The 12,603-nt window shown below is 72.6% G+C and carries 9 protein-coding genes and 1 pseudogene; 5 read left to right on the top strand and 5 right to left on the bottom strand.

Features of this window, described 5'->3' with window-relative positions:
* Nucleotides 1–197 precede the first annotated feature (197 nt).
* The 3 genes from ACIQVI_RS28365 to ACIQVI_RS28355 all read right to left on the bottom strand — a co-directional run bounded on the left by ACIQVI_RS28365 (nucleotide 198) and on the right by ACIQVI_RS28355 (nucleotide 3,936).
* Complete coding sequence (locus tag ACIQVI_RS28365; RefSeq protein ID WP_403600872.1) at nucleotides 198–683, bottom strand: YbaK/EbsC family protein; 486 nt, start codon at nucleotides 681–683, stop codon at nucleotides 198–200.
* 109 nt (nucleotides 684–792) lie between these two features.
* Nucleotides 793–2,439 (bottom strand): penicillin-binding transpeptidase domain-containing protein, encoded by a 1,647-nt coding sequence (locus ACIQVI_RS28360; protein WP_403600869.1) that lies wholly within the window; start codon nucleotides 2,437–2,439, stop codon nucleotides 793–795.
* Between the two features lie 153 nt (nucleotides 2,440–2,592).
* Nucleotides 2,593–3,936, bottom strand: a complete 1,344-nt coding sequence (locus ACIQVI_RS28355) for a hypothetical protein (protein ID WP_403600866.1) — start codon at nucleotides 3,934–3,936, stop codon at nucleotides 2,593–2,595.
* A 1,023-nt stretch (nucleotides 3,937–4,959) separates the two neighbouring features.
* On the opposite strand from ACIQVI_RS28355, the gene ACIQVI_RS28350 reads away from it, so the two are divergent.
* Entirely contained in the window at nucleotides 4,960–5,502 is a 543-nt protein-coding gene (locus tag ACIQVI_RS28350) for an SMI1/KNR4 family protein (RefSeq protein ID WP_403600864.1), read from the top strand.
* Between the two features lie 131 nt (nucleotides 5,503–5,633).
* Here the strand turns inward: ACIQVI_RS28350 and ACIQVI_RS28345 are convergent.
* Both ACIQVI_RS28345 and ACIQVI_RS28340 read right to left on the bottom strand, forming a co-directional pair.
* Nucleotides 5,634–5,759 (bottom strand): annotated as a pseudogene (locus ACIQVI_RS28345) (IS5/IS1182 family transposase); the annotation flags it as partial.
* A gap of 54 nt (nucleotides 5,760–5,813) precedes the next feature.
* A complete protein-coding gene (locus ACIQVI_RS28340) occupies nucleotides 5,814–7,556 on the bottom strand; it encodes a dolichyl-phosphate-mannose--protein mannosyltransferase (protein WP_403600861.1) in 1,743 nt (580 codons plus the stop codon).
* 52 nt (nucleotides 7,557–7,608) lie between these two features.
* Here ACIQVI_RS28340 and rsmI point away from each other — a divergent pair, with 52 nt between their 5' ends.
* The 4 genes from rsmI (at nucleotide 7,609) to ACIQVI_RS28320 (ending at nucleotide 12,511) form a co-directional block, all read left to right on the top strand.
* The gene (gene rsmI, locus ACIQVI_RS28335) at nucleotides 7,609–8,478 is read left to right on the top strand and encodes a 16S rRNA (cytidine(1402)-2'-O)-methyltransferase (RefSeq protein WP_351969017.1); all 870 of its coding nucleotides are present in this window, start codon (nucleotides 7,609–7,611) and stop codon (nucleotides 8,476–8,478) included.
* Nucleotides 8,479–8,753: 275 nt separating this feature from the next.
* Nucleotides 8,754–10,961, top strand: a complete 2,208-nt coding sequence (locus ACIQVI_RS28330) for an FG-GAP-like repeat-containing protein (RefSeq protein ID WP_403600858.1) — start codon at nucleotides 8,754–8,756, stop codon at nucleotides 10,959–10,961.
* Nucleotides 10,962–11,174: 213 nt separating this feature from the next.
* Nucleotides 11,175–11,591, top strand: coding sequence for a hypothetical protein (locus tag ACIQVI_RS28325; RefSeq protein ID WP_121833398.1), 417 nt, complete (start codon nucleotides 11,175–11,177; stop codon nucleotides 11,589–11,591).
* A gap of 50 nt (nucleotides 11,592–11,641) precedes the next feature.
* Complete coding sequence (locus ACIQVI_RS28320; protein ID WP_351969019.1) at nucleotides 11,642–12,511, top strand: TatD family hydrolase; 870 nt, start codon at nucleotides 11,642–11,644, stop codon at nucleotides 12,509–12,511.
* The last annotated feature ends 92 nt before the right edge of the window (nucleotides 12,512–12,603 follow it).

The following is a 12,603-nucleotide window of genomic DNA, read 5'->3' as shown; positions in this document are numbered from 1 at the left end:
GCGACGCGGAAGCGATGTCCAGCAACTGCCCTTTGAGCCACGCCGCACCGCCCGGGACGCCGGACGCGCCCCGATCCACGTGTTCACCGTTCGCATCGGTCATTGTGACGTCGTCCCACTCCCGCTCGGAGATGTGCCGGAGGCGCGCGTGCCGGATCGCCCGAGGGCGGGGCCCGCGCGGTCGGTCGGGGGCGCGATCACACAGACGGCTCGCGCACGTCCACCAGCGTGCCGCCCGCGTGCGCGACCAGGGACTTCGGGTCGATCGCGAAGACGGTGTGCGGGGTGCCCGCCGCCGCCCACACCACCTCGTGGTCGAGGATCCCCCGGTCCGCGAGGACCCGGGTCCGGGTGCGGTGGCCGAACGGCGGGACGCCGCCGATCGCGTACCCCGTCGTCTCGCGGACGACCTTCGCGTCGGCCCGGGTCACCTCCGCCGCGCCCAGCGCCTCCCGCACCCGCTCGACGTCCACCCGGGACGCGCCGTCCATCAGGACGAGCACCGGCACCCCGTCCGCCGCGAAGACCAGCGACTTCACGATCTCCGCGACCTCGCAGCCGATCGCGTCGGCGGCCTGCCGGGCGGTGCGGGTCTCGTCCGGGAAGCGGCGGACCTCGACGTCGAGCCCCAGCTCTTCGAGCGCGGCGGCGAACAGGGGGTGGGCGGTGCTGTGGGTCGTCATGGGCGCACGCTAGCGGTCCGTGTACGGGCCACGCGACCGGCTTTCGTACCGTGGAGCGTGGAGGGCCCGGAAGCCCGCAGGCCCCGGAAGCCCCGCAAACCCGCCCGGATCAGCCCGCCTTCAGGACCCTCGCCACCACCGGGCCCGCCGCGTCGCCCCCGTGCCCGCCGGACTGGACGACGGCCGCCGCCGCGAGGTCGCCGGAGTAGCCGGTGAACCAGCTGTTCGACTTGCCCTGGTTGTCGACCTCCGCCGAACCCGTCTTGGCGCCCTTCGGGGACGACACCCCCGCCATCGCCTCGGCCGCGGTGCCGCCGGGGGCCGCCGCCGCCCTCATCATCGTGCGCAGCCCCGAGGCGATCCCCTCGGGCAGCCGCTCGGCTGTGGCGAACTCCCGGTCGCCGTACTTCTTCGCCACCAGGTACGGCTGCTGGAAGCCGCTGTTCCGCACGGTCGCGGAGAGCGAGGCGACGTTCAGGGCGTTCATCGTGATCCTCCCCTGGCCGATGTACGAGGCGGCCGTCTCGGGTCCGTCCGACGCGGGGACACTGCCGTCCGTCGTCGGGACGCCGACCTCCCAGGTGGAACCGATGCCGAAGTAGCGGCGGGCGGTCTCACCGAGGGCGGTGTCCGCGACCCCCTTCTTGTTGAGGGGGGTGATCGCCTTGATGAAGGCGGTGTTGCAGGAGCGGCGGAAGGCTTCGGTGAGGGTGCCGTCCTTGATCTCGAAGCGGTCCAGGTTCTGGAAGGAGGTTCCGAGCCACGTCACGCTGGGCGGGCACTCCACCCGGCTGCCGGGGCCGGCGATCCCGTGCTCCATCATCATCGCGGCCGTCACGATCTTCATCGTCGAGCCCGGGGCCTGCGTTCCCAGGAAGGCCGCGTTGAAGCCCTCCGCCGGGCTGTTCGCCACCGCCCGTATCGCGCCCGTGGACGGCTCGATCGCCGCCACCGAGGCCTGGGAGTACGCCTTGACCGCCTTCTCGGCCGCCGCCTGCACCCCCGCGTCGATGGTGGTCTCGATCGTGCCCGGCTTGCCCTTCCGCAGGACGAGGAGGGTGGTGTCGGCGACGGTCCCGCCGTCCGACTCGATCCAGGTCTCGACCCCGGTCGTGCCGCCCGCCTCCGCCCCGTACCGCTGCCGCAGGGTGTCGATGATCACGCCGAGCGAGGGGTACTTCTCCTTGGTCAGCTCCACCCCGTTCCGGTCGACGGCCCGGACGGAGGCGACCTTCGCGGTGCCGGTGCGCAGGGTCGCGCCCGCGGTCAGCTTCGGGTGCAGGACGGCCGGCAGCCACCGCACCAGCGGCCGGCCGGTGGTCGTCCCCCGGACCACGGTCAGCTCGGAGGCGTACGACAGCTCCTTGGACACGCCCTCGTGCGAGACCGTCGCCCGCACCGTGAACGGCACCTTCGTGCCGACCGGCGTCCCCGGGACGATCACCGCCTTCGAGACCTTCGCGCCCTCCTTGTAGGCGAGCAGCGCGGGACCGGCCGTGACCGGGTCGTTCGTCAGCTGGGCGGCCTTGTCGGACTCACCGGCCGCCCAGGCCGCCAGGAAGTCCTTCGCGGTGGCCGTCGTCTCCTCGGGCGTGACCGGCCCCGATCTCTTCTCCGGTACGGACTCGCTCCGGGTGTTCACGGTCGAGTCGCCGCCCGTGACCCCGTTCCACAGGTTGTAGCCCCCGTACCCGACCCCGCCCGCGACGACCGCGAAGACCCCTCCGACGATCGCGACCTTGGCTCCACTGCGCATGGCTGTGCTTCCCCTCCCCCAGAACGGCCGTTCAGTCAAGCAGCGTGCCCGAACGGTGTCGAGGGACTTCCGGCACATTCGTCAGAACCGCCCCTCCCGTCCCCTCCCATGACGACGGGGCGGGAAGGGAGGGGGACGGGGGGACGGACACGATCAGAAGATCATGTCGTAGGCGTTCCAGCCGCCGCCGACGAGGCTGCGGGTGGGGCCGGGGACGACGCTGTCGGACCGGGTCGGGTCGTTCCCCTTCGTGGTCACGCCCTGGTACAGCCAGAGCTTCCCGGCGGCGTCGCGGGCGACGAGGTCGCCCGTCTCGTCACGTCCCAGTTCGGCCGTGCCGGCGATGGCGGTGTAGACGTTCCAGCCGCCGCCGACGCGGTGCCGCGGCGCGAAGGGCGGGCCCGGGCTCCAGCCCGCGTTCTCGTACTTCCACAGCACGCCGCTCTTGTCGCGGGCCAGGGCGCCGTCGTTCCCGCCCGCCGGGACCAGGACGTTGTAGGCGTTCCAGCCCTGGCCGTCGTACCGGCGCGGCTTGAAGGGGGCGCCGGAGCCGCCGACGGTCTTCTCGTAGACCCACAGCGCGCCGCTCTTGTCGCGGGCGACCAGATCGCCGTCGCCGGTACCGGAGAGGGCGGTGTAGGCGTTCCAGCCGCCGCCCACCCGGGTGCGCGGGGCGAACGGCGCGTCCGGGTCACCCGTGCCCCGGTAGTACCAGAGGACCCCGCTCCTGTCGCGGGCCACCAGGTCGCCGTACCCCGCCGCGCGGGCGTTCCGCAGCGGGGTGACGGCGGTGTACGCGTTCCAGCCGCCGCCGACGCGCTCGCGCGCCCCGAACGGCCTGCGCACGTCGCCCGTCCCCTCGTACCTCCACAGGACGCCGTCCCTGTCGCGCGCGTGCAGGGCGCCGCGCTCCAGCGCGGAGGGCGTCCCGTCCACGAAGTCGAGGCCGACCGTCCCCACGGCCACCACCGCGCCCCCGGCGTCCTTCAGCTCGACCCGGGCGTCCGGGCGTCCCAGGACCGTCGCGCTCCGGTCGGCGTCCAGAGTGACGGCGTAGACGAGGGTGGCCGCCGCCGGCACCGCGGGAAGGGCGAGGGACGGCTTCTCCACCTCCCGGTCGTCGTACTGGTAGGGCATGTCCCACCGGCACGCCCCGTACGCGACCCCGTTCACCGCGCAGGTGGAACGGAGCACGTTCTCGCTCACCGGCGAGCTGCCCGCGCTCTCGGTCAGCATGTCGGGCAGGCGGAGGACGCCGGTCACCGGCCCCTTCGTCCCGGCGGGGAGCGTGGCCGTGAACCGCAGCGTCACCGCCCCCTCGTCACCCGCCGGAACGGCCAGCCGACCGCCCTCCTGGACGACCTTCCCGACCTCCTCCGCCGCCCCGACGGCGGTCGCCGTCGCGGGCGCCGCGTGGGCCGCCGTCCCCCCGAGCGCCACCGGCGCCACGGTGGCGATCAACGCGGTCGCCACCACGGCCATGCGCACACGTACCACAAGAACCCCCTCGACCCCCGGAACACAGGGGCCTCCGTCACCGCCAGAGGCCCCACCGGGCCTCCGCGTACGCACCTTGGACCCCGCGTCACCGCGAACGGTTGTACGGAGCCGGCGGCCCCGGCGGCCGGACTCGGACCGGCGGCGTCGGGCGGGGCACCCGCCTTCGCCGCGTCCGCGCCGGGCCGTCTCCGGGCCGTGCGGAGGCAGTCTGCCGTGCCGGAGACAGCGCCGAGCGCGTGGCCAGGATCGTCACGGGGGGCGGAAGGTGGCGCTTTCGAACGGCGGGGTGTGGCGAATAGTGGCGAACGACGGATCTTGTTCTGGATCGAGTCGAGGCAGCGATAGGTTGCGAGAGTTCACCGCTTTCTCTCCACGAGCGCCTGTCGTGGGACAGGACCCAACACCGTTGGGACTCCGAGAGAGAGGAAGTCGAACCGGATGGAGAGGTCGAAGAGGAGGCCGCGCCGTGAGGCCCAGTTACGAGACTGGGTCGAACTGACGGTGCTGGCCCTTACGGCGATCACTGCCATTGCGGGATGCGTCGAACGCTTCATGTGACGCAGTAGCGGGGACTGGACGGCTGGTCGGGTGGAAAGAGGGCCCGGCCGACGGATGCTCGGCCGGGCCCACGCTGCCCCGCACACGGGCCTGGCTGTGGGCGGCATCCCACAGCCAGGCCCGATGTGCGTACGGGGGCAGGGCCCCGAGTGCCAAGACGCGAAGCCGCTGCAGGACGAGGTAACCGCAGTTCATCGGCTTCATCAAGCATCAGTCCTCGACCGATGACGGAATGCGTGTTTCGCCCTGATTTGACCATGGCGCAAAAGCCATGGCGCCATGGGGCGACGCCAGGGCGGAGAACAGTGAAACCGCAGGTAGAGGCTTTGGAGAGGGGTAGCGAATCCTGGCGCATCGAGGACCGCGGCGCACAGGGCTCCCGCGCCGTCGAGGGAGGTGTTCGAACTACAGTGGGGAGCCCGTTGAGTGGCATAGCGCATCCGTGTGGAGAGGCAGCGGGGAATGAGTGTGGTGGAGAGCTGGGACCGCGTGATGAATCTCCTCCGGGAGTACGCTCCGGCCGATCACGCGGACCTGCCCGGCCCGGCCACGGAGCGGATGCTCGCGGCCGCCGAGGAGCGCATGGGTGTCTCATCACCTCAGGACCTGCGGGCGTGGCTGCTGCGGAACAACCTGGACCTTCCCGAGGACCAGGTGGACGACGACGTGGCCTGCTGCGGTTACGCCGGGTTCCCGGACGAGACGAGCTTCTTCCTGGGCGTCCGGGCGATGGAGAAGCTCCACGCGAACCACCCCTTGTCCGGCGGGAGCGAATGGCGCGAGGAGTGGATCCCGTTCGTGTCGGATCAGGACGGCTGGGCGGGGCGGTTCATCGACGCGAGGGACGGACGTGTCGGCAGATGGTTCGTGGGTGAGCCCACGGTCGCCGGCGAGTACGCGTCATTGGCCGACTACTTCGACTCCGTGGCGGAGACGCTGGCGAGGATCGGCGCGGGGGACCATCCGGTCTGTTCGGTTGCCGAAGGGCGCCTCGTCTGGTTGTGAGGCCGTGACACCGTGAAACAGAAGTGCCCCCGAGCCGAAGAGCGGCCGGGGGCACTTCTCATGATCCGGTTACGGATCGGGAGCGGTGAATCCGTCGAGGCCGACCCGGTGGCCGTCGTCCTCCAACAGACGATGGCCGTCATGCGGTCGGGGCCGCAGCGGGCTTCGCGGAGGATTCGCCAGGACTCGAGTCGCGCGACGCCTCGTTCGACGGGAGCTCGCACCGCCGGCAGGGCCCGGTTGATCGTCTGCCGGGTCAACGACCAAGGGGGGCGCCACCCGTGGCAGCGCCCCCTTGCCGTCTTCACCCGCTAGACCCAGGTGTCCAGCCACATCCGTCCCCGCCAGTCCTCCAGCGGGATCGGCGTGCCCGTGTAGATCGGCCAGAAGTAGATGAAGTTCCAGACGATGAGCAGGACGAGGCAGCCCGCCGCCACCGCGCCGAAGGTGCGGCGCTTCTCCGAGGAGCCCCGGGGGCCGACGAGCGCGCCCAGCATCATGGCGACCGCCAGGCAGAGGAAGGGCACGAAGACGACCGCGTAGAAGAGGAAGATGGTGCGCTCCTGGTAGAGGAACCAGGGGAGCCAGCCGGCCGCGATGCCGCAGGCGATCGCGCCCGCGCGCCAGTCGCGGCGGAAGGCCCAGCGCCACAGGACGTACAGGATCGCGAAGCAGGCGGTCCACCACAGGAGCGGGGTGCCCAGGGCGAGGACCTCCTGGGCGCACTTCTCCCCGGCGTCGGCCGGGCAGCCCTTCGTGCCGGGCGCCGGCGACTCGTAGAAGTACGAGACGGGGCGGCCGAGGACGATCCAGGACCAGGGGTTCGACTCGTACGTGTGCGGCGAGGTCAGGCCCACGTGGAAGGAGTAGACCTCGGTCTCGTAGTGCCAGAGGCTGCGCAGCCACTCCGGCAGCCAGCTCCAGGTCCCGCCGCCGTTCAGCTTGTCCTGGTCGGCGGCCCAGGAGCGGAAGTAGCCCTTGTCGCTGACGATCCAGCCGGTCCAGGTCACCAGGTACGTCACGATCGCGACCGGCACCACCGACACGAACGCCGGGACCAGGTCCTTCTTCGCCACCGCGAGGTGCGGCTGGACCGCGCCCGCCGTGCGCCGCCCCGCCACGTCCCACAGGACCGTCATCAGGCCGAAGGCCACCATGACGTACAGGCCGTTCCACTTCGTCGCCGCCGCGAGCCCCAGCATCACGCCGGCCGCGATCCGCCACGGCCGCCAGCCGAGGCGCAGCGTCTCCGCGACCTCCCTGTCCGGCCGCAGCACCCCTTCCTCGTCCTCCGGGAGCGCCGCCGCCAGCCGCTTCCTGACCCGGTCACGGTCCAGGACGAAGCAGCCGAAGGAGGCGAGCACGAAGAACATCAGCACCTGGTCGAGGAGCGCGGTGCGGCTCATCACGAAGTGCAGCCCGTCGACCGCCAGCAGCAGGCCCGCCAGACAGCCCAGGAGCGTCGAGCGGAACAGGCGCCGCCCGATCCGGCACAGCATCAGCACCGACAGGGTGCCCAGCAGGGCCACCATGAAGCGCCAGCCGAACGGCTCGAAGCCGATCAGCTTCTCGCCCAGGCCGATCACCCATTTGCCCATCGGCGGATGGACGACGTAGCCCGGATCGGTCGGCACGAGCACCGAGTCCGGGTCGGCGAGGATCGTCTTGTCGATGTCCTTCGGCCAGGCCCCCTCGTACCCCTGGTTGATCAGCGCCCAGGAGTCCTTGGCGTAGTACGTCTCGTCGAATATCACCGCGTTCGGCTTGCCCAGGTTCCAGAACCGGAGCACGCCCGCGACCGCCGTGACCAGGAGCGGGCCGCCCCAGGCAAGCAGCCGCCACAGCCGCTCGGCCCGGTCGGGGCCGACGCCGAGGAGCGACCACACGCGCGGGGAGGGCCGGGTGTACGGGGGGTCGAGCCGCTCCCGCAGCCCGATGGGGGCGGCGCTTCCGGCGGGGGGCGCGTAGCCGAAGCGCCGGAGCCGCTGCTGCCACGAAGAGGGCTCTGCCACGGACTGCCGGCCCTCCAGGGTCTCGGGTGCGGTACTGGTCACCGCGCCATCGTAGGGAACGCGCCTGTGCGCGTCGCCTGTCCGGGCTGGGAGGATGACACCTGTGACAGGAACGCTGGTACTCGCAGGGACCCCCATCGGCGACATCGCGGACGCCCCGCCCCGGCTCGCCACCGAGCTGGAGAACGCGGACATCGTGGCCGCCGAGGACACCCGCAGGCTGCGCGGCCTGACCCGGGCGCTCGGTATCCACACCTCCGGGCGCGTCGTCTCGTACTTCGAGGGCAACGAGTCCGCCCGTACGCCCGAGCTGGTCGAGGCGCTGGTCGGCGGGGCGCGGGTGCTGCTCGTGACCGACGCGGGGATGCCGTCCGTGTCGGACCCCGGCTACCGGCTCGTCGCCGCCGCCGTCGAGGAGGGCGTCAAGGTGACGGCCGTCCCCGGGCCGTCCGCCGTCCTCACCGCCCTCGCCCTCTCCGGGCTGCCCGTCGACCGCTTCTGCTTCGAGGGCTTCCTGCCGAGGAAGGCGGGCGAGCGCCTCGGGCGGCTGCGGGAGGTCGCGGACGAGCGGCGGACCCTCGTCTACTTCGAGGCCCCCCACCGGCTCGACGACACCCTCGCCGCGATGGCCGAGGTCTTCGGCGCCGACCGCCGGGCCGCCGTCTGCCGCGAGCTGACCAAGACGTACGAGGAGGTCAAGCGGGGCCCGCTCGCCGACCTCGCGGCCTGGGCGGCCGAGGGCGTACGGGGCGAGATCACCGTCGTCGTCGAGGGCGCCCCGGAGCCCGGCCCCGCCGAGCTCGACGCGGACGAACTGGTCCGCCGGGTGCGGGTCCGCGAGGAGGCGGGGGAGCGCCGCAAGGAGGCGATCGCGGCGGTCGCCGCCGACGCGGGGTTGCCGAAGCGCGAGGTCTTCGACGCGGTGGTGGCGGCGAAGAACGCGGGGTCCGCTGCGCGGGGCTGAGCGGGGGGGGTGCGGTCTCGCGGCGCGAGGGCGAGTGCGGGTCGTACGGCGGGGCCGAAACCTTTCGGCGCGGGGCCGAGCCGGGGCGTACCGCCAGGGGCGCCGCATGGCCGGGGCCTTGTGACGCAGGGCGTGGTGGGGGGTCGGGGCCTCGTGGCGTAGGGCCGTACCCGGGTCGAACAAACCGGTGGAGTTTTCGTACAACCCCTTGTGGCGATCATGAGTCTGAACGGGCACGGCACTCCCCGTGTCCGTTCCTCCCGTGGGGGTTCACCTTGCAGTTCCGCTCCACCCGCCTCGCCCTGGCCGTCACCGCCGTCCTCACCGTCACGGCCCTCGGCGCCGGCACGCTGGCGACCGCGCCGGCCGCGCTGGCCGCCGGGCCGGTCGCGGCGCCGACCCAGAAGGCCACCGGTCTGCCCGTCTACCCGGAGGGCACGGACCCCGGGGGCGTGGGCGCCTCCGGCTTCCTGACGTACTTCTTCGCCGCCGACACCTCCAGGAAGCTGCTCTGGACGCCGTACGACGGCGGCCCCAGGACCCTGCTCCAGGCACCCGAGGACGGCGGCTGGTCCGTGGGCGCCGGAGACGTCGTCGTCACCGGCGACAAGAGCTGGGTGTACGAGATGCAGTCGCTCAGCCTGCGGAACATGGCCGCCCCGTCCGCCCCCGCCGTCGGCATCGACCTCCGCCCGCTGAACGGCACGTTCGTGTCCGTCCTCGGCCCGACCAGCGTCCTCGCGCAGCTGACGAAGGCGGACGGCACGACGGAGCTGCACGTCGTGACCAAGGACGGCGCCGCGACGAACACCCGCAAGGTCACGGGGCTCCCCGCGGACGCCACCGAGTTCTTCGGCTCGGAGGTCCGGGGCGGCGTCGTCCTCGTCGGGTACGAGACGGGTCCGGCGAACGCCCGCACCGGCGGCCGCGCCGTGGTCGACACGGCGGCCGGCACGGCCACCGAGACGTACGCCTCCGCCGAGGCCGGGCGCGGCTTCGGCGGCCTGCAGTTCTCCGCCTCGCACGTCGCCTGGTACGAGTACGAGTCCGGCACCGGAGGGATCATCCGGTCCGTCGACCGCAGGACCCGCGAGGCGAAGCGGACCGTCCTCGGCGCCCACGACGCCGGGTGGTACACCTCGCTCGTGGGCGACCGCCTGGTCTACGGCAACCCCAAGACCCCGGTCCGGGCCGTCTCCCTGGCCACGGGCGAGGTCCAGAACCTCCTGGACTCCGGCTCCGCGGCGCTGACCGCGCCGGACGGCACCGCCGTGGTGCGCGGCGCGCGGGCCGCCGACGGCAAGGGCCTGTTCCGGATCGACACCGCGCAGGACGGCACCCTGAAGGCCGTCAAGGTGGCGGACGAGGCCCCGCTGCCCGAGCTGGCGGTCGACCAGGTCCACGTCCCCGACACGGTGGACCTCGACCGGACCGGCGGCAAGGTGACCCTGGGGTGGACGCTGTCCCGCCCCGACGCCTTCCTGGACGTCACGCTCACCCACATCGCCACGGGCCAGGAGTTCCGCACGCGCGTGAACGCCCCCGCCGAGGGCACCCGCTTCTCCTTCACCTGGGACGGCACCATCGACGGCGTGGACGCGCCGAACGGCTCGTACGGGGTGGAGGCCGAGGCGACGGCGCTCGCCGGCACCGGCGAGCCCGCCTCCCAGGGCTGGCTCATGAAGGTGTCCCGCGCGTACAACCCGCACGACTACACGAACAACGGCTCCACCGACGTCCTCGCCCGCGACAAGGACGGCGTGGTGTGGCTCGACGACCTGCGGGACCGTCCGGCGGACGGCACCACCGCGAGCGCCCGGCGCACCAGGGCCGGCTGGGGCTGGGGGATCTACCGGCAGGCCGAGGCCGTCGGCGACATCGCGGGCAGCGGCGTCGGCGACCTGGTCGCCGTCGACGGCTCCGGCGTGCTCTGGCACTACCTCGGCAAGGGCGACGGCACCTTCGCCGCCCGGCAGAAGGTCGGCGGCGGCTGGCAGGTCTACGACCGGATCACCGGCGGCAGCGACCTCGACGGCGACGGCCGCGCCGACCTGGTCGCCGTCGACAAGGCGGGCGACCTCTACCTGTACAAGGGCACGGGCAACGCCTCGGCGCCCTACGCGGCCCGCAAGAAGACCGGCCACGGCTGGGGGATCTACAACCAGATCACGGCCGTCGGCAACATCGCGGGCGGAGCCGCCGGCGACCTCGTCGCCCGCGACAAGGACGGCGTCCTCTGGCTGTACCTCGGCAAGGGCGACGGCACCTTCGCCGCCCGCACGAGGATCGGCGGCGGCTGGAACGCCTTCACCCAGCTCGCCGGCGCCGGCGACGTCGACGACGACGGGCGCCCGGACCTGATCGCGTACGGGGCGGGCGGCACGTACGTCTACAGCTCGACGGGCTCCTACACGGCCCCCTTCACCCGCCGGACGACGGCGCTGTACGCGGGCGAGGGCACCGCGTTCGACAACGTCCTCTAGGGCACGCCCGCGGGTCCGCCGGAGCATCCGCCCCGGCGGACCCGCGCGGCCCGCGCTCCCCCGCCTTACGCTGGAAGGTAAAGCCGAACCCGGCGCCGGGATATTTTCCCCGGGCCCTCGGCAAGGGAAGGGCCAAGAGCCTCCCATGGTTCCTCCCCCGCTGATGCGCTCCGGCCCGAAAAGGCGTCCACTGATCAGTGGAGAGGAGCTGGCATGAGCGAGATCACCGGCACCGGCACATCCGTCGCCCACGAGGCGTACGCCTTCGCCTGTATGCGCTGCGGATACGGCTGGGAGCAGGCGTACGACATAGAGCACCACGTCGACGCCGCCGGCCAGGAATTCGTCGTCTACAAGGCCGGGGGAGAGCGGGTCCCGTCCCCGCTGTCCCGTCCCACCTGCATGAACTGCGGCGGCCACGTCGTCCGGATCATGCGCGCGGGGCAGGTGTCCTCGGTGCTCGACCTGATCGCCGCGACGGAGAAGCACGGGCACGGATCCAGGGAGACCAAGCCGATCGGGCCCGCCGGACCCATCGGACAGGAGCTGACCGAGGGCCCGGACGTCCCGCCCGTACCGCACCACTGGCACCTGTCGGACCTCCTGCACCCCTTCCGGAAGCGCGGGTAGCCGGAAAAGGGGCGGGCGTCGGCACGTACGGCCCTCGTACGATCGGGGCCATGAGTGCCAAGGACGCCCCGCCGCCGCTGCCCGAACCCCTCCTCGTGGAGGTCGCGGACTCGCACACCCATCTGGACATGCAGTCCGGGACCGTCGAGGAGGCCCTGGTGAAGGCCGCCGCCGTCGGCGTCACCACGGTCGTGCAGGTCGGCTGCGACGTGAAGGGCTCCCGGTGGGCCGCCGAGACGGCCGCCGCCCACGAGAACGTGCACGCGGCCGTCGCCCTGCACCCCAACGAAGCCCCCCGGATCGTCCTGGGGGACCCCGACGGCTGGTCCCGCCAGGGGGCGCGCGAGGGCGGCGGGGACGCGGCCCTCGACGACGCGCTCGCCGAGATCGACCGGCTCGCCGCCCTGCCGTACGTGCGCGGGGTCGGCGAGACCGGCCTCGACTTCTTCCGCACCGGACCGGAGGGCGTCGCCGCGCAGGAGCGCTCCTTCCGCGCCCACATCGAGATCGCCAAGCGGCACGGCAAGGCGCTCGTCATCCACGACCGCGAGGCCCACGCCGACGTGCTGCGCGTCCTGGACGAGGAGGGCGCCCCCGAGCGGACCGTCTTCCACTGCTACTCCGGCGACGCCGCGATGGCGGAGATCTGCGCGGCCAAGGGCTACTACATGTCCTTCGCGGGCAACGTCACCTTCAAGAACGCCCAGCCGCTCCGGGACGCCCTCGCGGTCGCCCCCCTGGAGCTCGTCCTCGTCGAGACGGACGCCCCCTTCCTCACCCCGGCGCCCTTCCGGGGCCGCCCCAACGCCCCGTACCTGATCCCGGTCACCGTCCGGGCCATGGCGGAGGTGCGCGGGATCGGGGAGAACGAGCTGGCGGAGGCGATCGCGGTGAACACGGCCCGCGCGTTCGACTACTGAGCGCGAGGGCGCCGCACCGACGGTCACCGATCCATAACGGTTACGGGAAGTAGTCGGGTCGTCATGGAGGGTGGCCGGGGTCGGGGCTAGGG

Source organism: Streptomyces sp. NPDC098101 (genome assembly GCF_044760185.1).
Taxonomy (GTDB): Bacteria; Actinomycetota; Actinomycetes; order Streptomycetales; family Streptomycetaceae; genus Streptomyces.
The sequence above is the reverse complement of the archived record's forward strand: the minus strand, read 5'-3'. Positions and strand labels throughout refer to the sequence as shown.

Bases quoted from the DNA above. Each gene is read 5' to 3' on its own strand.
- ACIQVI_RS28365 (WP_403600872.1), bottom strand. From the start codon at position 683: ATGACGACCCACAGCACCGCCCACCCCCTGTTCGCCGCCGCGCTCGAA.
- ACIQVI_RS28360 (WP_403600869.1), bottom strand. From the start codon at position 2,439: ATGCGCAGTGGAGCCAAGGTCGCGATCGTCGGAGGGGTCTTCGCGGTC.
- ACIQVI_RS28350 (WP_403600864.1), top strand. From the start codon at position 4,960: ATGAGTGTGGTGGAGAGCTGGGACCGCGTGATGAATCTCCTCCGGGAG.
- rsmI (WP_351969017.1), top strand. From the start codon at position 7,609: ATGACACCTGTGACAGGAACGCTGGTACTCGCAGGGACCCCCATCGGC.
- ACIQVI_RS28325 (WP_121833398.1), top strand. From the start codon at position 11,175: ATGAGCGAGATCACCGGCACCGGCACATCCGTCGCCCACGAGGCGTAC.
- ACIQVI_RS28320 (WP_351969019.1), top strand. From the start codon at position 11,642: ATGAGTGCCAAGGACGCCCCGCCGCCGCTGCCCGAACCCCTCCTCGTG.